Origin of the sequence: Mesorhizobium sp. M1406, from assembly GCF_040317555.1 — a bacterium.
In the GTDB taxonomy this organism is placed as follows: Bacteria; Pseudomonadota; Alphaproteobacteria; order Rhizobiales; family Rhizobiaceae; genus Mesorhizobium.
Genome location: NZ_JAMYKW010000079.1, coordinates 1 through 18,426, shown reverse-complemented (window position 1 = coordinate 18,426; position 18,426 = coordinate 1). Strand labels below are relative to the sequence as shown.

Below are 18,426 nucleotides of genomic sequence, written 5' to 3'. Positions count from 1 at the left end.
AGCATCGAACTGCTCGTCAAACCCGATAGCCTGCCCCGGCTACAACCCATCCAACCCGTCGAATCCTCTGTGCACAGGTACTAGGCATGCGACGGCAACAAAAAACCCGCCTTGCGGCGGGTCACTGGCGCGACTCAGCACCATGCCTGGATGTGTAGCACAGTTGCCCTCACCGGGCAAATGTCGAGGTCGGCGCCGCCCCTCATCGCCCTGCCGGGCGGTCGTCGTTCGAAAAGCCAAGCAATTGGCTTTGCGTCCGCTTCGCGGACCACTCCCTCAACTCCCCGTTATAGTAACCTATCGGATTCACACATTTCGCAGTCCGAGGTTGGCGCCGTATTTGATGGCCCAGAATTCGGCGAGGCCGATGCGCATGACCTTTGGGCCGGGCTTGCCGTAGTAGCCGGTCCAGCCGCCCAGGCGGGCGATGACCCAGGCGGCGAAGGCCAGAGAGCCTTTGGGATGGGGATTGCGTTGTCGCTCGGTCTTGCCCTCGAGCTTGGCTGAGACGGCTTCGAGAATGGGTCGGTCGTTCGGTTCGAAAGCATCACCGAGGCGCTGATCGGTATTGCCGTCGCGAGCCTGCACGAGTTGCTTGATGGTGACGGCGGCGATCGTCGCAGCGGCGACGAAGTTGATCATGGCGTGCGGATCGCCGATGTCGGCGGCCTCGATATCGAAGCCTGCCGTCTTGAGGGTGCGGAAGAACTCCTCGATGGTCCAGCGCGACCGGTAGAGGTCGACGATCTTGCGCTCTTCGACCTCGGTGGCGACACAGTGGGTGGTCAGCAGCCGCCAATGCACCGGTTCGCTGCCATATTGCGGTTTCGACACCTCGCGAACATCGACCAGTGTCAAACCGACCGTCTCGGGCACGCCGGATCGGCTCCATTGAGCGGTCGGCGCACCGTCACCGGGGCGAAGCGCAGCGCAAGTTCGGCGTCTCGCGCGCGTCGCCCGGGCGCGGCGGGGATGGTCGCGGCAAAGCGGCCTTGCTCGGGCTGGGCGTCGATGAAGGCGAGCAGCAAGTCCGGCCCTTCTTGCGGCGCCTCGATCCGCCGGTTCTGGCAGGCCCGCACGATCAGCTCGACATTGGGCGGGCGCTCCGCGAAGAGTTCGTAAAAGTCGCTCTCGCGGTCCGACACCATGGTGATGCTGGCCGCACCATCCAGAACCGCGCCGGCCTGCCTTGTTGCGTCGATCCAGCGCTGCGATTCCTTGTCGGCCGTCGCCCGCTTGCGTTGCGGCGCCAATTCACCTCCGCTGCGGTTCCAGACCTGCATCGAGACCAGGCCCAGCAGCGCCCCAGTGCCGGCCTCCAACGCCAGCACCGGGTGCAGCAGCAGGCCCGCCACGTTGCCCTTGCCGACCGGGCAATAGCCGGCTCGCGCCCGTCGGCTGCCCAGCACCAACTCCGAGGTGTCTTGCACCGCAACGACATGGCGACCGGCCACGCGCCGTCCGGTCAGCCTTCCAGCATGGAGCGACATCTCTGCCGCCGTTACCGAGGGGTTGCGCAGAAGCCGCGTGAATTGCATTTCGGACGCCCGTTTGCCGCCAAGCCGACGGATACACGATCCAGGCCGCGCCACCAGCGCCCGATGCAAGCAGGCCCCCCTTTTTCCAGGCGGCGATCGCCAAATCGCCCCAGCCCGTACTCGATCCCGGTCATCGACACCTCCATCGATCTTCTCACCGACACAGAATCGACCTTCATCGCAAAACGCAACAGAGATGCGTGAATACGATAGGTATCTATCTATGGCATTCACACATCTCTTTCCGCTCATGGACGGTAGGTCAAAAATGCCAGCATTTTCAACGCCTGCATCCTAGCGCCGCCAAGAGATCATGACGGCATCGCCCTCACTTAAGTCTTTGATTTCACGTTTCTTTAGCCGCCGCAGAAAGATGTGTGAATCCGATAGGTCATTATACGGGGAGAAGGTGCCGGCAGGCGGATGAGGGGCGGCGCGACGTTGAAAGTTTCTTCTTTCGACGAAACGGGCGCTAGATCCAGCCCAGAACCAGCCCTCAATTCCGGTAGGCCGGTTCCTGCTCGTCGAGGATCGCTTTCAACTCGCTGAGATGGCGTTCGGCCTGGCCGGGATAGTCGTCCATCTCGCTTGCCGCCTTCTCGGCGATCGCGTCGGAAAGCGTGCGCAGCGGACGGCCGGTCCACAGCGCCTTGATGTAGGTCTCGGCGGCACGTTCGAAATAGAACATGCGGTTGAAGGCATCGGCGACCGTATCGCCGATAACCAGCACGCCGTGATTGCCCATCACCATCACCTTGACCTTGGGATCGACGAGAAGCTGCGAACAGCGCTCGCCCTCCTCCTCGAAGGCCAACCCGCCATAGTGGGCGTCGACGACATGCCGGTTGAAGAACATCGCCGAATTCTGGTCGATCGGCGGCAGGCGAGAATCGGCGAGCGACGCCAGCACCGTGGCGTGGATGGAATGCACATGCATGACGCAGCGCGCGTGGCGCACATTGCGATGGATGGCGCCATGCAGGCCCCACGCCGTCGGGTCCGGCGCATTGGGACCGGAGAGCGTTTCTGGATCGTTGGCGTCGATCATCAGCAGATCGCTCGCCTTGATGCGCGAGAAATGCACCTGGTTGGGGTTCATCAGGAACTGCGTGCCGTCATCATTGACGGCCAGCGAGAAATGATTGGCCACCGCCTCGTGCATGTTGAGCCGCGCCGTCCAGCGAAAGGCACAGGCCAGATCGACGCGCTCCTCATGGAAGGGCAGGTTGGTCAGCGTTTCCTTCTGCAGGCGGGCGATGCTCATCGAAAAATCCTCCGGTTTTGGCAAGAATGCCGTGACCAGCCCATGCCCGCAACCGGTTTTGGTTGGTGCAGGGATGGCTATCTCACGCTGCCGTGTTGGCCGCGACGCCGGTACGCAGCCCGCCCTGATCGAGGATGAAATCGATGACCGCCTGCAGTCCCTTGCCGCGCGACAGGTCGGTGAAGCCGAACGGCCGTTTGCCGCGCATGCGGCCGGCGTCGCTCTCCATGACATCGAGGTTGACGTTCACGTAAGGCGCCAGATCGCTCTTGTTGATCACCAGGAAATCGGAGCGGGTGATCGCCGGCCCGCCCTTGCGCGGGATTTCTTCGCCCTGGCAGACCGAGATGACATAGAGCGTCAGGTCGGCGAGGTCAGGCGAGAAGGTGGCGGCAAGATTGTCGCCGCCGGATTCGATGAAGACGATGTCGAGATCCGGGAATTTCCTGTTCATCTCGGCGATCGCCTGCAGATTGATCGAGGCATCCTCGCGGATCGCGGTATGCGGGCAGCCGCCGGTCTCGACGCCCATGATGCGATCCTCGGGCAGCGCCTGCAGCCGCGCCAGCATCATGGCGTCTTCCTTGGTGTAGATGTCGTTGGTGACGACGGCGATCGAGAATTCGTCGCGCAGCGCCTTGCACAGCTTTTCGGTCAGCGTCGTCTTGCCCGAACCGACCGGGCCGCCAATGCCGACGCGCAGCGGGCCATTTGTCTGTGTCATGCGGGAAACTCCGTGATGGCAAGGATGGCAAAGCCGAGCCCGATCAGCAGGCACAGCGGCGAATAATAACGGACATCGAGCCGCGCGAAAGGCTGTTCCGGTGTCAGGCGCCGCCACCACGGCGTAAAGCCGGCAATGCCGCGCCCCAGGAACACCAGCCCGATGAGCAGCGACGTGGCGGCGAGGCCTTCCCTGGGAAACGGCGAGGCAAAGACGCCTATAAGCGCCAGCGGCCACAGCGTCGCCAGGCACAGGCACGCGGCAACGGCAAAGCTGGCGAACGGCGTCGGCATCTCGTCGACGCCGCGAAAGCCGACCACGGCACGGGCGCAGGAGGCCGCATCCTTGCCCGGCCAGATGCCGCCAAGGCCCCAATAGACGTGTAGCGCGGTGATCAGCAGCAGAACGGTCGAAAGCGCGAAGGCGAGGATGATCATGAGCGGAACAATCGCGAATACTGGGTTTCGTGCTTCATCGCCATGACGTCGGAGACGAAGGCGCAGCCGCCGAGATCATCCAGCGTCGAACGCGCGGCGCGGGCCGCGGTCGCAACGGCCAGCGGCTCGAAGCCGGCAAGCAGGGTGGTTGCCCTGTTTTGGCCGACGACGCCGAGCCGGATCGCGGCCTGGACGAGGTTGGAGAAAAAGGTCTGCAGGAAGGCGGACAGCGCATCCCGAAGTGCAATTGAATTGCCGCCGGCAATGGCGCCGACGGCGACGCAATAGGCGCACTCGGCCGGCAAGCGCTGCAGCACCGGATTTGGCCAGGCCGCCGCCGCTTTGAGGAAGGCGGCACCCTGCAGCATGGTCTCGGTGTGGCGTTCACGCGAGCCGGCCAGCGCCTCGGCGAGCGCGGCTGCTTCATCCAGATCACCGGTGCCGCGTGCTCGCCGCCAGCTCTCGGCGAACAGCACCGCGTCGTTCCAGCCCGAGCCCATCTCGACCAGCGTTTCCAGCCAGCAGGCGAGGCTCTCGGCATCGGCAATCAGCCCGTCATGCACCGCGCGCTCGAGGCCGTGGCTGTAGGAAAAGCCGCCGACCGGAAAGGCCGGCGACAACCACGCCATCAGCCGCAAGAGCGCTATGTTCGAAGGCTGGTCAGTCATGGTCGTGGTGGTGGCCGGCGTGATCGTGCGAATGGGAATGCGATTCGCTGTGCGCGTGAGAATGAGTCTCGGCGTGGCTATGGGCATGCGCATGGCCGTGATCGTGGCTTTGCCCACCATGGCCGGAATAGGCGCCGCGCACCGGCTTGAACGGCTCGGAAACATCAGTCACCGTGGCGCCGAGCCCTTCCAGCATCGCCTTGATGACATGGTCGCGCAGGATGAGGATGCGCCCGGCCTCGATGCTGGCCGCGAGATGACGGTTGCCGATATGCCAGGCGAGTTCGGCCAGATGCACGGTGTCACGAGCCCGGATGTCATAGACCTCTTCCGGCGCCGCGATGATCTCGATATGGCCGCCATCCTCCAGCACCAGCCGGTCGCCATCGTTCAGGGCGACGGGCTCGGGCAGGTCGACCAGCACCTTGCTGCCGTCGGCAAGTTCGATGGCGCGGCGGCGCAGATGCCGCTCGTCATGCGCGAGCACGGCCCGACCGGATGGCGCTGTGGTTCCGGCATTGCCGGCGGTCAGCACGGAAACGGCACGCGGGAATTTGGTGAAGTCGGTGTTGAGGTTGAGCTTCATTTCATGGATCCCCGTGTTTGTCCGAAAGATAGACGCAGATCGCCGCCGAGTCCGTCACGGTCAGCTCGCCATCGATCAGGATCGGCACCTTGCCCGACGGGTTGAGCGCATAGGCTTCCGGCGAGCGCAGCTTGACCTCGACGAATTCATAGGGCTGCCCGAGTTCCTCGAGCATCCAGAGAACGCGGCTGACCCGGGATCCACGCGATCCGACGGCCTTGTACATAGGTGAACCCTGCCTTTCCCGAGCAATCTAGACCATCGCGCCCGCTCAGACGATGGTGTCGAAGAGCCGCAGGATGAACGATATCTGATAGATAAGCGCCGCCGCGACAAAGGTGATGTGGAAGCGGCGATCGCGCACCAGGATAGCGACAATGCAGAGCGCGACGAACACCGGCGTGCGGAACAGGTATTCGCTGCCGAAGCGGGCGAAATGCTCCGGCCCTTTCAGAAGCGTGTCTATCACATCGAGCAGGTAGGTCGCCGCCAGCAGGCCGAAGAACCAGGCCCGGCGCGAATAGAAGAAATCCTCGTAGCTGGTGTAGTCCAGCATCGAATCCGGGAACAGCAGGGCGCAGAGCAGGAACAGCGTGATCGCATAGAAGATGATGAACAGGTACTTGCCGAAGGTCCAGTTCTCGATGGCGTAGAGACCGAACTCCCACCACCAAAAATGCACCAGCATCAAAAGCACCGAGGCGACCCAGGCCAGATGCACCGGATAGAGCTTGTACTGGCCGGGATGCTGGACGATGCGCGCCACCCCCGACAGCAGGCGGGCGACGCCAAGCCCGATCACCATGCCCATGACTATGCGGATGTGCGGGAAGATGTCGTGGGCTGAAGCGATTTCGGTGGCCATGGGGTGGATACTAATGCTCACGACGCGATGAAATATCTGCGACGGGCCACTTCTCGGCTACTCGCGAATAAGTTTATCCGAAGACCACGGCGTACCTGGAAAATAGTCATGGTCTAGAATTTCCCTGATCGCGTATGGACAATCAACAGGGAAATCGCGATCTCTCAAGCCGGTTTCGTCTAGCGCCTTTAATCTTGCTATCTTGAACTCTCGTCCGAGCATCTGCGCCGGATACGCCTTCAGACTCGGACTTTCATCGAGCAGGTTTTCAATCCGATGTCGCTGCTCACGGATTGTGAGCAGCCATCCAGTCTTGCGCTGCTCAGGCTGAAATCCCCATTTGAGCAAATGAAGGATCAAGGTGCCAAGCCTGCTCGCAATTTCCCTTTTGTCGCTCCGCCCCAAGCTCTCGATCTCCTCGGCAAGATTCTCGCGGTCGAGGTCGGACAGACGACCTTCGCGCAACAGCGCGCCCTGTTCGGCGCACCACTGAGCATAATCGGCCTCATAGGGCGTCAATTGCTGTTTTCGAAAAATCTTGTTCATGCAGCTTATATTGCGCCAAAGGCGCCAGATTTCCAAGTTGGAAGCAGAGAATGCAGGTCGATCAAGGCCATCCAACGACACGTTCTCGATCTCGGTGTTGACAAACCGTGTACGGTTTTGTGCCGACAGCTGACAAAGTGCGGGCGCTTTTCTGGGCGCACGGATGAGAAGCGCGTCTCCTCAGGCACATCTGACCAAATTCACGAGTTTCGGTCGGCATATTGGCCTCAAAACAGAAAATACCTCTGCGCCATCGGCAGCACCGTTGCCGGCTCGCAGGTCAAAAGCTCGCCGTCGGCACGGACCTCGTAGGTTTCCGGATCGACCTCGATATGCGGCGTGGCGTCGTTGAGCACCATCGAATGCTTGCCGATGCCGCCGCGGGTGTTTTCGACGGCGACGAACTGCTTGTCGACGCCCAGCCTGCCATGCAGGCCCGATTCCAGCGCTGCTTTCGAGACGAAGGTCACCGACGAATTGGTCCTGGCCTTGCCATAGGCGCCGAACATCGGCCGGTAGTGCATTGGCTGCGGCGTCGGGATCGAGGCGTTTGGGTCGCCCATCGGGGCGGCGGCAATCATGCCGCCGATCAGCACTATATCCGGTTTGACGCCGAAGAAGGCCGGGTTCCACAGCACCAGATCGGCGCGTTTGCCGACCGCGATCGAGCCGATATCCTTCGACAGCCCATGCGCGATGGCCGGATTGATCGTGTATTTGGCGATGTAGCGGCGGACGCGGAAATTGTCGTTGTTGCCGGTCTCCTGCGGCAGCGAGCCGCGCTGGCGCTTCATCTTGTCGGCGGTCTGCCATGTGCGGATCGCCACTTCGCCGACACGGCCCATGGCCTGCGAGTCCGACGAGATGATCGAGAAGGCGCCGATGTCGTGCAAAATGTCTTCCGCCGCGATGGTCTCCTTGCGGATGCGGCTTTCGGCAAAGGCGATGTCTTCGGGGATCGACGGCGACAGATGATGGCAAACCATCAGCATGTCGAGATGCTCGGCCAGCGTGTTGACCGTGTAGGGCCGCGTCGGATTGGTCGAGGACGGGATGACGTTGGGCAAGCCGCAGACCTTGATGATGTCGGGCGCGTGGCCGCCGCCGGCACCCTCGGTGTGGAAGGCGTGGATGGTGCGGCCCTTGATCGCCGCCACCGTATTTTCGACAAAGCCGGATTCGTTCAGCGTGTCGGTGTGGATCATCACCTGCACGTCGTACTCGTCGGCGACCGAAAGGCAGCAGTCGATGGCCGCCGGCGTTGTGCCCCAGTCCTCATGCAGCTTCAGCGAGCACGCGCCCCCCAGCACCATTTCCTCGAGCGCTGCGGGCAGGGACGCATTGCCCTTACCCGACAGGCCGATGTTCATCGGGAAGGCATCGAAGGACTGGATCATGCGCGCCATGTGCCATGGGCCCGGCGTGCAGGTGGTGGCGAGCGTGCCATGCGCCGGGCCGGTGCCGCCGCCGAGCATGGTGGTGATGCCGCTCATCAGCGCTTCCTCGATCTGCTGCGGGCAGATGAAGTGGATATGCGCGTCGAAGCCGCCGGCGGTCAGGATCTTGCCTTCGCCGGCGATGATCTCGGTGCCGGGGCCGATGATGATGGTGACGCCGTCTTGCGTGTCTGGATTGCCGGCCTTGCCTATTGCCGCGATCCGCCCGTCCCTGAGCCCGATATCGGCCTTGAAGATGCCGGCGCCGGCATCGACCACCAGTGCATTGGTGATGACGGTGTCGACCGCGCCTTGCGCCCGCGACACCTGGCTCTGGCCCATGCCGTCGCGGATCACCTTGCCGCCGCCGAATTTTACTTCTTCACCATGGATGGTGAGATCCTTCTCGACCTCGATGAACAGTTCGGTGTCGGCAAGCCGCACTTTGTCGCCGACCGTCGGGCCGTACATTTGCGCATAGGCGGCACGGGTAATTCTGGCCATCAGCGATTGCTCCCAAAATGAGGTTTGCCGAAATGCGGTTTGCCGAAATGCGGTTTGGTTGAATTCCGGCACATTGCTGCCATCCAATGGTCACGCAATGACCCACTGGGCGACACCTTCTGATCCCATTTGGCGTTTGAGGTTAGGGGGTCACCCCAAAACGACCGTTTGCCAATCGATGGAAAGGAAAATCCATGCGCAAAACCATAGTTCTTGCCGCTGCCGCTACCCTGATGCTGGCGGGCGCCGCCGGTGCCCAGCAGCAGCCAGCGCCGGCGCCGACCACGCCCGCTCCGGCCACTCCCCAAGCGCAGCCGGCCGTACCGACGATCCAGAGCGTCAATATCGTCGACATCACGGAACTGCCAAAGGACACCCAGACGCAGGTCAACCAGGTGATCGCCCAGCGTGGCGACGACGGCTTGAAGAAACTGCGCAGCTCGATCGACGCCACGCCCAAGGTGAAGTCCGCGCTTGAGGCCAAGGGGCTCAGCTCGGCGCAGGTCATCGCGGCCAGCATGGAGCCCAATGGCGCGCTGACCCTGATTACCAAGAAGGCCAGCTGACAAAGCGGCGCGGCGGGCCGGCATCCGGTCCGCCGGCCGCATCGGGACGGGAACCTTCGCGGGGCGGGATTTTTGTTGTATTCGCGCTAAACCGCGCCCCGAAACGAATTCCCTCAGGAGCGAGCGATGGCGATCACTCCTTTTTCGGCCCAAAGACGGTTGCAGGCCGTCGCCGCAATGGCGTTCCTGGCGGCGGCCGGTCCTGTTGCCGGCCTGAAGGCGCAGGGGCTTGAAAGCACGGAGACCGTCAACCGCATTGTCGGCTCGGAGGTCAAGCAGGAAGAGGCCAAGACCACGGCCGAAGCCGGAAACGTCAACACGGCAATCGACCGGACGCGTGAAAACATCGGCACGGTGCGCAAGACATCCAAGCTCGACAAAGTCGATATCGTGTTCCTGACCGACGCCGCGCGCACCGAAGGCGGCCCGCCGGCGGTAATCGAAAGCAAGATCAAGCAGCATCAGGACGATATTGCGGAATTGCGCAAGGAGATCGAGGCCAACGCGCTCTTGTTCAACGCCATCGAGTCGCGGCGCGTGCTTGTGCAGGATGTCCTCGCCGTCGAATTCGACGATCCCGGAAAGGTCGTCATCTACGCCGCGGCCAAGCCGTCGAACTGAGCCGAGCGCGCTGGAAGATCTCACAACTTGCCCATTACCTTCTGCTGAAATCCGTAGACCTCGCGCTTGCCGCCAAGCGGCACCAGCGTGACGTCGCGCTCCTGTCCCGGCTCGAAGCGCATGGCCGTGCCGGCGGCGATGTCGAGGCGCATTCCTCTGGCACGCTCGCGGTCGAACTTCAGACCCTCATTGGTCTCGAAGAAATGATAGTGGCTGCCGACCTGGATCGGCCGGTCGCCGCTATTGGCCACTTTCAAGGTGACGGTCGGCAGGCCCTTGTTCAGCTCGATGTCGCCGCCCGCCGTGATGATTTCGCCCGGGATCATCTTCACACCACACCGAAGACGAGGCCGACACCGATCGCAGCGCATGCGGCACCGGCGGCGCGGGCCAAGCCACGGAACCGGATGCCGAGGCCGAGCCCGGCGGCGATGCCGGTGGCATGCAGCAGCGCAGTAGCGATGGCAAAGCCGGCCATGTATTCGAGCCCGCTCGCATTCTCCGGTACTTCGGTGCCATGCGCGTGGCCATGGAACAGCGCGAACAGGCCGATGATGGCAACGCCGGCCGAGACCGGCAGATCGACCGCCAGGGCCACCAGCAGCCCGAGCACCACGACCGATGCCAGAATGCCCGGTTCGACGAAGGGCAGGGACATATGCAGCATGCCGAGCGCGCCGCCGGCCAGCATGACGCCGACAAAGGCCGCCGGCCAGGCAAGAACCGCCTTGCCGCCCTTGAGCGCCGCCCACAGTCCGACCGCGATCATCACGGTCATGTGATCTAGACCGGAGAGCGGGTGCATGAAACCGGCCGTGAAGGAGGAGGTGGTGCCGATGCCGACATGGGCATAGGCCGGCATGGAAGCCGCTAGAAGTAGAATTGCGGAAAGCGAAGCGCGTTTCATCGGAGCGGAGATCATCGAAATGCCTTCTGGTTAAGGGGTCGCGGTGTTCACGCGGCCTTGCGAGGGCCGCAGCCTTCGGCCTTGAGAACGCGTTTGGTCGAGGCGGGGTATTTCTTCAGCATCGCCGCCGGGCGGATCGGCCGTGCCGAAAAATTGCCCCCGCAATTGGGGCAGATGCTGTCCAGCACATGCTCCACGCAGTCGGCGCAAAAGGTGCACTCGAAGGTGCAGATCAACGCATCCGCTGCCTCGGGCGGCAAGTCCTTGTCGCAGCATTCGCAATTGGGGCGCAGCTCAAGCATCTTCTCGTCCTCACCGTATCGGTTCGTGCACGGTCACCAGCTTGGTGCCGTCGGGAAATGTCGCCTCGACCTGCACGTCGTGGATCATCTCAGCGATGCCTTCCATGACTTGCGCGCGGGTAACGACATGGGCGCCGGCTTCCATCAGGTCGGCGACCGGGCGGCCGTCGCGGGCACCCTCGACGACGAAGTCGGTGATCAGCGCGATCGCTTCCGGATGGTTGAGCTTGACGCCGCGTTCGAGCCGCTTGCGCGCCACGATCGCCGCCATGGCGATCAGCAGCTTGTCCTTTTCCCTCGGCGTCAGGTTCATGCGTTTTCCCAGGCTGGTAGCGACAGGCCTACAGTGACCATAATTTGGGCAACCCCGCTCTTCCGTTGAGCAATTCGACGAGTGGAACCAGCCGCTGGCGCAGCCGGTAGCCATCCCCAGCGTAGAGCCTCGCAAGAAGCTTGCCAGATTTCTTGACGTTCCAGACGCTGGCGCTGCCGTGGTCGCCGACGATCTCCAGAACTGGTTCGAGCAGCGCTTCGGCCCGTGGCGACACCAAAAGCAGCGTCGCCATCGCGATCGCGCCACCGATAACCGCCGGGCGATCGAGCGTTGCGGCGATATCGGGTCCGATGCGGAAATCCTCCGCGTGAATGAGGGAGCCCTCCTGGCGGACGCGCCAGCGGTCGTGGAAATGGCCCTGCGCGGCGCGTTCGCCCATCGCCAGGCGGCCGAAGACGGCGGCTTCCAGCACCAGCGCCTCGGCGCCGGCGGCAAGCTCGACGTCGAGCGTGCGGGCAAAGGCCGCCCGGTCGAAGACGATGGTCTCCTGCGGCAGCCAGGCGATGCGGCCGTTTTCACCGACCGACAAATTGACCCGCACTTCGGCACGGTCGGATGCCGCCCGATAGATCTTCTCGCAGGCCTGGGTCGTGATCGATGCCGATCCGGCCGCGCCGATATCCACGTCCCAGGCGATACGGTCGCCGCCGGTCATTCCGCCGGCGGTGTTGATCAGCACCGCTTCGAGCGGATCGGCCGAGACTGCCGGCATCCTTATCTTGGCGGCACCGTCCTGATAGAGGCGCCGCAGGCGCGTTCGACCCTCGCCTACGGCGCAGGAAAGCCGCGCCACGCCCGCAACGCGCTGCGTCGAAATCCCGCCATGTTCAGCCGTATCCATGCCTACACGTTAAGCACTCCGCCGGCTTTGTCGATATGGAGTTCGATATAGCTTGTTGCTTGACAACGTTTCGGTTTCTATAGAGGGAACCACCTTGGTACGGCCACGCCGCGCTTGGCGGGGGTATAAAACGACGACGGCGGCTTGATACCAGGAGAAAAGGGGCGCTGCGCAGTTGGCGTCGGGAAACGCGACATAGTGGGGAAGAAACCGAATGGCCGACCAGCTGGCAACGGATATCATCGCGAAGATCAAGGCTCATGCCGAGCCGGGCGGCGAGGAAATCACCACCACCACCGAATTGACCTCGCTTGGTATCCATTCGCTTGAGCTGACCGAGATCATCTTCGATCTTGAGGAAGAGTATGGCATCGAGATCGAGATGAACACGGTCGACGCCTGGAGCAATCTGAAGAATGTCGGCGATATGGTCGAAGCTGTCCGCGCGCTGATCGCGAAAAAAGCCTGAACTGAATGCGGCAGCGCGTCGTCATCACCGGCATGGGCGGCATTTGCGGGCTCGGCACCAGCGCGCCCGCGATCTGGAACGAGATGCGCGCCGGCCGCTCGGCCATAGGCCAGATCACAAGTCCGCAGCTGCATGATTTGAAGGTCAAGGTCGGCTGCGAAATCAAGGCTCTTCCAGATCACGGCATCGACCGCAAGCAGACCGTATCGATGGACCGCTTCAGCCTGCTGGCGACGATCGCGGCCAGGGAAGCCATGCAGCAGGCCGGCCTGGTCTCGAATGAGGCAACCACCTATCGGATGGGCACCGTCGTCGGTGTCGGCGTCTGCGGCTGGGAAGCGATCGAGGAGAACTATCGCGCCATCCTGATCGAGGGCAAGAACCGCGCCGGCATCTTCACCGTGCCAAAGGTGATGCCAAGCGCGGCCTCCGGCCACGTCAGCATGAATCTCGGCCTGCGCGGGCCGGTCTTCGGCGTCACCTCGGCCTGCTCGTCGTCCAATCACGCCATCACGTCGGCCGTCGACCAGATCAGGCTCGGCCGCGCCGACGTGATGGTTGCCGGCGGCACCGATGCGCCGCTGGTCTGGGGTATCCTGAAGGGCTGGGAAGCGCTGCGGGTGCTGGCACCGGACACCTGCCGGCCATTTTCGGCCGATCGCCAGGGCCTGTCGCTTGGCGAAGGTGCCGGCATGGCGGTGCTGGAGAGCTACGAGCACGCCATGGCGCGCGGCGCTACCATCCTTGCCGAGATTGCCGGCGCCGGCCTTTCCGCCGACGCGTCCGACATTGTCGCGCCGACCATCGAAGGACCGACGGCCGCCATGCGCGCCTGCCTGGCCGACGCCGGGTTCAATCCCGAGGATGTCGACTATCTCAATGCCCATGGCACCGGCACCAAGGCCAACGACCAGATCGAGACGGCGGCGATCAAGCGCGTCTTCGGCGACCATGCCTACAAGCTTTCGATGTCGTCGACCAAGTCGATGCATGCCCATTGCCTCGGCGCATCGGGCGCGCTCGAGATGATCGCCTGCGTGATGGCGATCCGCGAAGGCATCGTGCCGCCGACGGCCAATTTTCGCGAGGCCGACCCCGATTGCGACCTCGACGTCACGCCGAATGTGGCGCGCGAGCGCAAGGTGCGCACCGCGATCAGCAACGGCTTCGCGTTCGGCGGCACCAATGCGGTGCTGGCCTTCAAGGCCGTCTGATCGCGGGCGATCCCGATCTGCCAGGCGGTTACATCTGCCTCATGATGTGGACAAAAGACCCTTTCAGCCTCGGTCACGTCTGACAATCGCTACTGAGAACACGGCCCAGTTTTTATAGATGCGGTTCGTTCTTCAGACGGGTCTTCAATGCGGTTGCACCTGCGCGAGCAGCGCCTCGACCATAGGGAGCATGTTTCTAACGATGATCGCATCACCCGCCGCATTTGGGTGATCGTTGTCCGCTTGCAGCAACTCCCGATGCCCAGTCACGCCCTCCTTGAAGTCGACGTAGAGCAAGTCTCCATGCTTGGTCGCTAGCTCGGAGAACATCTTTGAAAAGGGCTCGGCATAGTCAGCCCCGTGCCCAGCAGACAGGGTAGACGAGCAATAGCCATAGGCCGCGGTTCCAACCACAAGCACTGGAACGCGCTTCTGGGCGAGGATACTCAAAATCTGGTCGAGGTTCGCTCGCGTGTGATCCAGGTCGATACGAGCGCAATCGTTCTGACCCAGTTCAACGATGACAACGTGGTTTGCAGGGTTCGCCTGCAGGTCAAGGCCGTCCTTGGATTCCGCCAGCCAAGCGAGACCCCGTTTGCTGGTCCCCGTGTACCCCACCTCGGCAATTGTCACTGGGTGCCCGGCAGCGTTCAGCCCAGACTTTAGCTTGGTCGCAAAGCTCTCAGTGGGAGCTACTCCACCGCTGTTGATGTAGCTGTCGCCGAGGGTGACGATTGTCGGAAGTGCATCCTCGGCATCCACGTTGCCGGCTAACCCCAACATTGCGGAAAATGCGGCAAGGGCCACAAACGACACGTCACGCACTTTTGTCATGGTCTACCTCCCTGCGGGACCATTCGGGGCTATTCTGGCCTAAGCCTCAGAGCCCGCGATGGATCGTAACAGCAGATTGTCACGACAGCATCGGCGAAGGAAGGAGGCCGCGCCGTGTTCATGATCGGGCCGCCCCTCAGATGGCGCATTTCGCCGCAGGCGGTAAGTAAGGGGCGTGATGCAAAGGCTGAGAAAACGCCATGGCGTGGTGCCTCGGCGGTTTGCCACCTGCCAAGGGCGGCCCTGAACTATCCGATTCCTGTGATCGTCCGTGCACGGCGAAACTGCCGCTGGCATATTGATCGGAATCGGCCGCGCCCCTAATTCTCCGTGGACCCGCCAAACCGTGCCGCTCGGCGCGAATCCCCATTCAGGAGTTTCCCATGGCCGACCTGTCCGCCTTTCCGATCGCAACGCGCTGGCCAGCCAAACACCCGGACCGGATCCAGCTCTATTCGGCGACAACGCCGAACGGCGTGAAGATATCGATCGCCCTGGAGGAACTCGGCCTGCCCTACGAGCCGCATCTGGTCAATATCAGCAAGAATGAAAGCTGGACGCCGGAATTCCTGTCGCTCAATCCCAATGGCAAGATCCCGGCGATCATCGATCCGAACGGTCCGGATGGCAAGCCGATCGGCCTGTTCGAGTCCGGCGCCATCCTGCTCTACCTCGCCGAAAAGACCGGCCTGCTCATGCCCGTGGACGCGGCACGCCGCTACGAGACCATTCAATGGGTGTTCTTCCAGATGGCCTCGGTCGGGCCGATGTTCGGCCAGGTCGGCTTCTTCCACAAATTCGCCGGCCGCGAGATCGCCGACAAGCGCCCGCTGGAGCGCTATCGCGATGAATCGCGGCGGCTGCTCGGCGTGCTCGATGGCAGGCTGAAGGGCCGCAGATGGATCATGAGCAATGACTACACCATCGCCGATATTTCGCTGCTCGGCTGGGTGCGCAACCTGATCGGCTTCTACGAAGCGCGCGACCTCGTCGGCTTCGACGATTTCGCCAATGTGGCGGCATGGCTGGAACGCGGTCTTGCCCGACCAGCGGTACAGAAGGGCCTGACCATCCCGGCCAGAGCCTGACGCAAACCGGCGAGCTTCGAGAGCGCTACTTTGCCTTCGCCTTCGAGCCGCCCTTGCCCACCATGGACGCCGCAAGCGATGCAGTGCCCCTGGCGGCGATGGCGACGGCGCCCACAGCCACATTGGCCGCGGCCTTGACCGTGCGCATGGCGCTGCCCGATATCGATCCATCGGCGCCTGCCGGCTTTTTGGGCTTTGCGGCTTTCGGCGCGGCTCTCGCGGCGGCCGGGACCACTTTCTTCGGTGCCGCCTTGCCGAAGGCCGGCTTGGTATCCTTCGAACGCGCCGCGACTGCCGGGCCGGCGCCTGCCTTGGATTGGGTTGCCTTGCCCTTGGAGGGCGCGGGCTTTCTTGCCTTCTGTGCCATCGGACGGACTCCCTCTTTGGCAGAATTGCCTTATCGGCGATAACGGCCTGAATGTCTTAAGGTTCCCCTTGCGCGATTCGTAGAATCAAGCGGAAAGGCCGATCACCAGATCGGCGGCCCGGCGTCGAGCAATAACCCGGTCGATATTGGGCATGTCGTTGGAAGCGATCCAGGCGCGCGCATCCTCATCGGAGCGGCCGTGCCCGTGCCAGCGCTCCAGCAGGCGGCGCTCGAGCTCGTCGCGCGGCACGTCGACGAAGATCGAGAAATCGAACAGCGGCGCCAGCCGCGACCACGGCTCCTCGTCGAGCAGCAGGTAATTGCCCTCGACCAGGATGAACTTGGTCTCGGTGGGGATGATCGAGGCGGCGGCGCGCGACAGTTCCATGCCGCGGTCGAAGACCGGGATGGCGATGTCGGGTTCGCCGGCCCGGATGCGTTTCAGCAGGGCCTCGAAGCCGGCAAAGTCAAAGGTTTCCGGCGCGCCCTTGCGTGCGCGCAAGCCGCGCTGCTCGAGCACGGCGTCGTCATAGTGGAAGCCGTCCATCGGCACGACTTCCGCCGCACCTTCGGGCAGCAGATCATGCAGCCTCGCCGACAGCGTCGACTTGCCGGCCCCCGGCGGACCGGCAATGGCGACGATGAAGCGGCTTGCCTTGCCGGCGCGCTTGAAGATGGTGGCGGCGAGATGGGCGATTTCGGACATTGGAGCCTCTCTCTGGCCTTGATCACGGTCACGATAATTCCGCTGCATCTTGTCGCCAGTCGGTGGAAATTTCAAACCGGGATTTATGCAAGCGAAATTGTCAAAGTGAGTGCTGCCCCTCATCGCCCTGCCGGGCACTTCTCCCCGTATAGTGACTGTCATTATACGGGGGAGAGGATGCCGGCAGGCAGGTGGGGGGCGGCGCCAACGTTCCTTGAGAACAAACAGGGAAGCCATCCGATCAAGCTGCCGCCGTTCGCCCAATACGCAGGAAATCGCTGTCAAAGGGGATCTCTCGCGTCGAGCCGCCACCGGCTGCCAGCCGCATGCGGCCATCTGTGGTCGTGACCTCCTGCGGCGGCTCGCCGCCGGACAGCGGCATGGCGCCGATGATATGGCGAAAGGAAACGCTGCGGCCTTCGCCCAGCGCAAAGGCGGTCGCGACCCCTTCGCGCTTCAGCCAGTTGTCGCCGATCGAGGCGGCATGGCCTATCGCGGTGCGGCCATCCTCGATGCCGAGCACGCCGCGGTGGCGGCCGCTCCAGGGCGCGTAGTCCCGGCCGCCATTGCTGAGCCACAGCATGGTGACCGGCAGCTCGGCCGGGTTCTTCAGCACCAGCACCAGGTCCTCTTCGGCCTGCCGCGCAAGCGCGGTCCAGCCCGGCCCGCCATGATCGGCCTCGACCAGCGTGAGGAAATCCTCGCGGCGGTCGCCCATACGGTATTCCGTCAGGTCGAGCGTACCGCCGCCGGCGGCGGGGAAATGGCTGAGATCGGTGGAGCGCCCCGGATAGGCCAGCATGAAGCGGCCGCGTGCGGGATCGGGCTCCAGCGGATCGTCCAGCGTCGCGGCGAACCGCTTTGGCGAAAAGGCCAGCCTGCCGCCGCCCGTCATCGCCGTCATCGGGTGATGCGCGACCGAGATCGCGCCATGGCCGCCAGAGAACACATGCTCCTGATAGAGGAAGGGATGGTCGTCGCGCAGCGTCAGGATTTTTTCGACCGTTGCGCCCATCACCTTGTGCCGCAGGCGGTAGACCGCGCGCCAGCCATCGTTCGTCGCGGCACTCTCGACGACATCCCAGGCGCTGTTGGCCGGCCAGCCATGCAGCGGCGCCTCCTCGACATCGCTGCGTGAAAACGGCGCGCAGAGAAAATCGCCGGACAGCCGGACCGTGCCTTCCGGCAAATCATCCGGCAGCGTCTCGCCCGCGTCGACCCAGGGCGCGCGGTGCAGCGGCTTCAGCTGCCGCCCGCCACTTTCGACGACCATGTCGGCGATGTGGCCGACCGTGAGATCGAGCGAAACCGAAATATTTCTGGCCTTGATGGTGCTGACAGTCATTGCGCTCTCACCGATTCTGAAGGCGCAAACAGAACCCGTTCGACGCGGCTTGCGCAAGCGGCGCGGCAGGCATTTTGCATCAGGATCTCCTTCACCCTCCCCCTTGTGGGGAGGGTCGGCGAGCGGTCGGAGCGAAGCGGAGATCGTTCGACGGGGTGGGGGGCGCCTACGAGCACCCCCACCCCCCAACCCGTCGGGGATCGACCCAACCCCCAAAGGGGAGGGTGAATGAGATACTAACCCCGCATTTAAACCCGCACCGGC

24 protein-coding genes are annotated in these 18,426 nt (G+C 63.2%); 5 read left to right on the top strand and 19 right to left on the bottom strand.

Annotated elements, in window-relative coordinates; all coding sequences use genetic code 11:
* Positions 1–306: 306 nt before the first annotated feature.
* The 10 genes from NKH03_RS31285 to ureC all read right to left on the bottom strand — a co-directional run bounded on the left by NKH03_RS31285 (position 307) and on the right by ureC (position 8,568).
* Positions 307–1,071 (bottom strand): transposase, encoded by a 765-nt coding sequence (locus NKH03_RS31285; RefSeq protein ID WP_352972719.1) that lies wholly within the window; start codon positions 1,069–1,071, stop codon positions 307–309.
* Positions 1,072–2,034: 963 nt separating this feature from the next.
* Complete coding sequence (locus NKH03_RS31280; protein ID WP_352972715.1) at positions 2,035–2,802, bottom strand: class II aldolase and adducin N-terminal domain-containing protein; 768 nt, start codon at positions 2,800–2,802, stop codon at positions 2,035–2,037.
* 82 nt (positions 2,803–2,884) lie between these two features.
* Entirely contained in the window at positions 2,885–3,526 is a 642-nt protein-coding gene (ureG, locus tag NKH03_RS31275) for an urease accessory protein UreG (RefSeq protein ID WP_352972713.1), read from the bottom strand.
* Positions 3,523–3,963, bottom strand: a complete 441-nt coding sequence (locus tag NKH03_RS31270; protein WP_352972711.1) for a DUF3995 domain-containing protein — start codon at positions 3,961–3,963, stop codon at positions 3,523–3,525. Before NKH03_RS31270 ends, ureG begins: the two co-directional genes overlap by 4 nt.
* The gene (locus NKH03_RS31265) at positions 3,960–4,631 is read right to left on the bottom strand and encodes an urease accessory protein UreF (protein WP_352972709.1); all 672 of its coding nucleotides are present in this window, start codon (positions 4,629–4,631) and stop codon (positions 3,960–3,962) included. The genes NKH03_RS31270 and NKH03_RS31265 overlap by 4 nt, the downstream gene beginning before the upstream one ends.
* Positions 4,624–5,217 (bottom strand): urease accessory protein UreE, encoded by a 594-nt coding sequence (gene ureE / locus NKH03_RS31260; protein WP_352872889.1) that lies wholly within the window; start codon positions 5,215–5,217, stop codon positions 4,624–4,626. Before ureE ends, NKH03_RS31265 begins: the two co-directional genes overlap by 8 nt.
* A gap of 1 nt (position 5,218) precedes the next feature.
* The gene (locus NKH03_RS31255) at positions 5,219–5,443 is read right to left on the bottom strand and encodes a glutathione S-transferase N-terminal domain-containing protein (RefSeq protein WP_352872891.1); all 225 of its coding nucleotides are present in this window, start codon (positions 5,441–5,443) and stop codon (positions 5,219–5,221) included.
* Positions 5,444–5,488: 45 nt separating this feature from the next.
* Positions 5,489–6,082 carry a hypothetical protein gene (locus NKH03_RS31250; RefSeq protein WP_352972707.1) on the bottom strand — a complete coding sequence of 198 codons (594 nt, stop codon included), beginning with the start codon at positions 6,080–6,082 and terminating at the stop codon, positions 5,489–5,491.
* Between the two features lie 57 nt (positions 6,083–6,139).
* Entirely contained in the window at positions 6,140–6,628 is a 489-nt protein-coding gene (locus NKH03_RS31245) for a DUF29 domain-containing protein (RefSeq protein ID WP_352872895.1), read from the bottom strand.
* Between the two features lie 227 nt (positions 6,629–6,855).
* A complete protein-coding gene (gene ureC / locus NKH03_RS31240) occupies positions 6,856–8,568 on the bottom strand; it encodes an urease subunit alpha (protein ID WP_502913573.1) in 1,713 nt (570 codons plus the stop codon).
* A 194-nt stretch (positions 8,569–8,762) separates the two neighbouring features.
* Here ureC and NKH03_RS31235 point away from each other — a divergent pair, with 194 nt between their 5' ends.
* The gene (locus NKH03_RS31235; protein WP_352872897.1) at positions 8,763–9,134 is read left to right on the top strand and encodes a hypothetical protein; all 372 of its coding nucleotides are present in this window, start codon (positions 8,763–8,765) and stop codon (positions 9,132–9,134) included.
* Between the two features lie 126 nt (positions 9,135–9,260).
* Positions 9,261–9,755: a hypothetical protein gene (locus NKH03_RS31230; protein ID WP_352972705.1), complete on the top strand. Its 495-nt coding sequence runs from the start codon at positions 9,261–9,263 to the stop codon at positions 9,753–9,755.
* Positions 9,756–9,775: 20 nt separating this feature from the next.
* Here NKH03_RS31230 and NKH03_RS31225 read toward each other — a convergent pair whose 3' ends face one another.
* Genes NKH03_RS31225 through NKH03_RS31205 form a run of 5 tightly spaced genes read right to left on the bottom strand, consistent with a single transcriptional unit; the run spans position 9,776 to position 12,139 of the window.
* Positions 9,776–10,081: an urease subunit beta gene (locus NKH03_RS31225; protein ID WP_352872901.1), complete on the bottom strand. Its 306-nt coding sequence runs from the start codon at positions 10,079–10,081 to the stop codon at positions 9,776–9,778.
* A 2-nt stretch (positions 10,082–10,083) separates the two neighbouring features.
* The gene (locus NKH03_RS31220) at positions 10,084–10,677 is read right to left on the bottom strand and encodes a HupE/UreJ family protein (protein WP_352972703.1); all 594 of its coding nucleotides are present in this window, start codon (positions 10,675–10,677) and stop codon (positions 10,084–10,086) included.
* Positions 10,678–10,709: 32 nt separating this feature from the next.
* On the bottom strand, positions 10,710–10,964 hold the full coding sequence (locus NKH03_RS31215) for a DUF1272 domain-containing protein (RefSeq protein WP_352972701.1): 255 nt from the start codon (positions 10,962–10,964) through the stop codon (positions 10,710–10,712).
* Positions 10,965–10,974: 10 nt separating this feature from the next.
* Positions 10,975–11,277 carry an urease subunit gamma gene (locus NKH03_RS31210; protein ID WP_023760238.1) on the bottom strand — a complete coding sequence of 101 codons (303 nt, stop codon included), beginning with the start codon at positions 11,275–11,277 and terminating at the stop codon, positions 10,975–10,977.
* Between the two features lie 28 nt (positions 11,278–11,305).
* Positions 11,306–12,139 (bottom strand): urease accessory protein UreD, encoded by an 834-nt coding sequence (locus tag NKH03_RS31205; RefSeq protein WP_352972698.1) that lies wholly within the window; start codon positions 12,137–12,139, stop codon positions 11,306–11,308.
* 214 nt (positions 12,140–12,353) lie between these two features.
* On the opposite strand from NKH03_RS31205, the gene NKH03_RS31200 reads away from it, so the two are divergent.
* Together NKH03_RS31200 and NKH03_RS31195 are read left to right on the top strand one after the other, a co-directional pair.
* Positions 12,354–12,608: an acyl carrier protein gene (locus tag NKH03_RS31200; RefSeq protein ID WP_013528393.1), complete on the top strand. Its 255-nt coding sequence runs from the start codon at positions 12,354–12,356 to the stop codon at positions 12,606–12,608.
* A gap of 5 nt (positions 12,609–12,613) precedes the next feature.
* Positions 12,614–13,822: a beta-ketoacyl-[acyl-carrier-protein] synthase family protein gene (locus NKH03_RS31195; protein ID WP_352878054.1), complete on the top strand. Its 1,209-nt coding sequence runs from the start codon at positions 12,614–12,616 to the stop codon at positions 13,820–13,822.
* 144 nt (positions 13,823–13,966) lie between these two features.
* Here the strand turns inward: NKH03_RS31195 and NKH03_RS31190 are convergent, their stop codons facing one another.
* The gene (locus NKH03_RS31190) at positions 13,967–14,656 is read right to left on the bottom strand and encodes a GDSL-type esterase/lipase family protein (protein WP_352972696.1); all 690 of its coding nucleotides are present in this window, start codon (positions 14,654–14,656) and stop codon (positions 13,967–13,969) included.
* A gap of 383 nt (positions 14,657–15,039) precedes the next feature.
* On the opposite strand from NKH03_RS31190, the gene NKH03_RS31185 reads away from it, so the two are divergent.
* Positions 15,040–15,744 carry a glutathione S-transferase family protein gene (locus tag NKH03_RS31185; protein ID WP_352972694.1) on the top strand — a complete coding sequence of 235 codons (705 nt, stop codon included), beginning with the start codon at positions 15,040–15,042 and terminating at the stop codon, positions 15,742–15,744.
* A gap of 25 nt (positions 15,745–15,769) precedes the next feature.
* Here NKH03_RS31185 and NKH03_RS31180 read toward each other — a convergent pair whose 3' ends face one another.
* The 3 genes from NKH03_RS31180 to NKH03_RS31170 form a co-directional block, all read right to left on the bottom strand.
* Positions 15,770–16,111: a hypothetical protein gene (locus NKH03_RS31180; protein ID WP_352972692.1), complete on the bottom strand. Its 342-nt coding sequence runs from the start codon at positions 16,109–16,111 to the stop codon at positions 15,770–15,772.
* 85 nt (positions 16,112–16,196) lie between these two features.
* Positions 16,197–16,817 carry a nucleoside triphosphate hydrolase gene (locus NKH03_RS31175; RefSeq protein ID WP_352972690.1) on the bottom strand — a complete coding sequence of 207 codons (621 nt, stop codon included), beginning with the start codon at positions 16,815–16,817 and terminating at the stop codon, positions 16,197–16,199.
* 241 nt (positions 16,818–17,058) lie between these two features.
* A complete protein-coding gene (locus NKH03_RS31170) occupies positions 17,059–18,162 on the bottom strand; it encodes a hypothetical protein (protein ID WP_352972688.1) in 1,104 nt (367 codons plus the stop codon).
* Between the last annotated feature and the right edge of the window lie 264 nt (positions 18,163–18,426).

Bases quoted from the DNA above. Each gene is read 5' to 3' on its own strand.
- NKH03_RS31175 (WP_352972690.1), bottom strand. From the start codon at position 16,817: ATGTCCGAAATCGCCCATCTCGCCGCCACCATCTTCAAGCGCGCCGGC.
- NKH03_RS31180 (WP_352972692.1), bottom strand. From the start codon at position 16,111: ATGGCACAGAAGGCAAGAAAGCCCGCGCCCTCCAAGGGCAAGGCAACC.
- NKH03_RS31225 (WP_352872901.1), bottom strand. From the start codon at position 10,081: ATGATCCCGGGCGAAATCATCACGGCGGGCGGCGACATCGAGCTGAAC.
- NKH03_RS31270 (WP_352972711.1), bottom strand. From the start codon at position 3,963: ATGATCATCCTCGCCTTCGCGCTTTCGACCGTTCTGCTGCTGATCACC.
- NKH03_RS31265 (WP_352972709.1), bottom strand. From the start codon at position 4,631: ATGACTGACCAGCCTTCGAACATAGCGCTCTTGCGGCTGATGGCGTGG.
- NKH03_RS31250 (WP_352972707.1), bottom strand. From the start codon at position 6,082: ATGGCCACCGAAATCGCTTCAGCCCACGACATCTTCCCGCACATCCGC.
- ureG (WP_352972713.1), bottom strand. From the start codon at position 3,526: ATGACACAGACAAATGGCCCGCTGCGCGTCGGCATTGGCGGCCCGGTC.
- ureC (WP_502913573.1), bottom strand. From the start codon at position 8,568: ATGGCCAGAATTACCCGTGCCGCCTATGCGCAAATGTACGGCCCGACG.
- NKH03_RS31210 (WP_023760238.1), bottom strand. From the start codon at position 11,277: ATGAACCTGACGCCGAGGGAAAAGGACAAGCTGCTGATCGCCATGGCG.
- NKH03_RS31200 (WP_013528393.1), top strand. From the start codon at position 12,354: ATGGCCGACCAGCTGGCAACGGATATCATCGCGAAGATCAAGGCTCAT.
- NKH03_RS31205 (WP_352972698.1), bottom strand. From the start codon at position 12,139: ATGGATACGGCTGAACATGGCGGGATTTCGACGCAGCGCGTTGCGGGC.
- NKH03_RS31255 (WP_352872891.1), bottom strand. From the start codon at position 5,443: ATGTACAAGGCCGTCGGATCGCGTGGATCCCGGGTCAGCCGCGTTCTC.
- NKH03_RS31230 (WP_352972705.1), top strand. From the start codon at position 9,261: ATGGCGATCACTCCTTTTTCGGCCCAAAGACGGTTGCAGGCCGTCGCC.
- NKH03_RS31185 (WP_352972694.1), top strand. From the start codon at position 15,040: ATGGCCGACCTGTCCGCCTTTCCGATCGCAACGCGCTGGCCAGCCAAA.
- NKH03_RS31235 (WP_352872897.1), top strand. From the start codon at position 8,763: ATGCGCAAAACCATAGTTCTTGCCGCTGCCGCTACCCTGATGCTGGCG.
- NKH03_RS31190 (WP_352972696.1), bottom strand. From the start codon at position 14,656: ATGACAAAAGTGCGTGACGTGTCGTTTGTGGCCCTTGCCGCATTTTCC.
- ureE (WP_352872889.1), bottom strand. From the start codon at position 5,217: ATGAAGCTCAACCTCAACACCGACTTCACCAAATTCCCGCGTGCCGTT.
- NKH03_RS31220 (WP_352972703.1), bottom strand. From the start codon at position 10,677: ATGATCTCCGCTCCGATGAAACGCGCTTCGCTTTCCGCAATTCTACTT.
- NKH03_RS31215 (WP_352972701.1), bottom strand. From the start codon at position 10,964: ATGCTTGAGCTGCGCCCCAATTGCGAATGCTGCGACAAGGACTTGCCG.
- NKH03_RS31245 (WP_352872895.1), bottom strand. From the start codon at position 6,628: ATGAACAAGATTTTTCGAAAACAGCAATTGACGCCCTATGAGGCCGAT.
- NKH03_RS31280 (WP_352972715.1), bottom strand. From the start codon at position 2,802: ATGAGCATCGCCCGCCTGCAGAAGGAAACGCTGACCAACCTGCCCTTC.
- NKH03_RS31170 (WP_352972688.1), bottom strand. From the start codon at position 18,162: ATGACTGTCAGCACCATCAAGGCCAGAAATATTTCGGTTTCGCTCGAT.
- NKH03_RS31195 (WP_352878054.1), top strand. From the start codon at position 12,614: ATGCGGCAGCGCGTCGTCATCACCGGCATGGGCGGCATTTGCGGGCTC.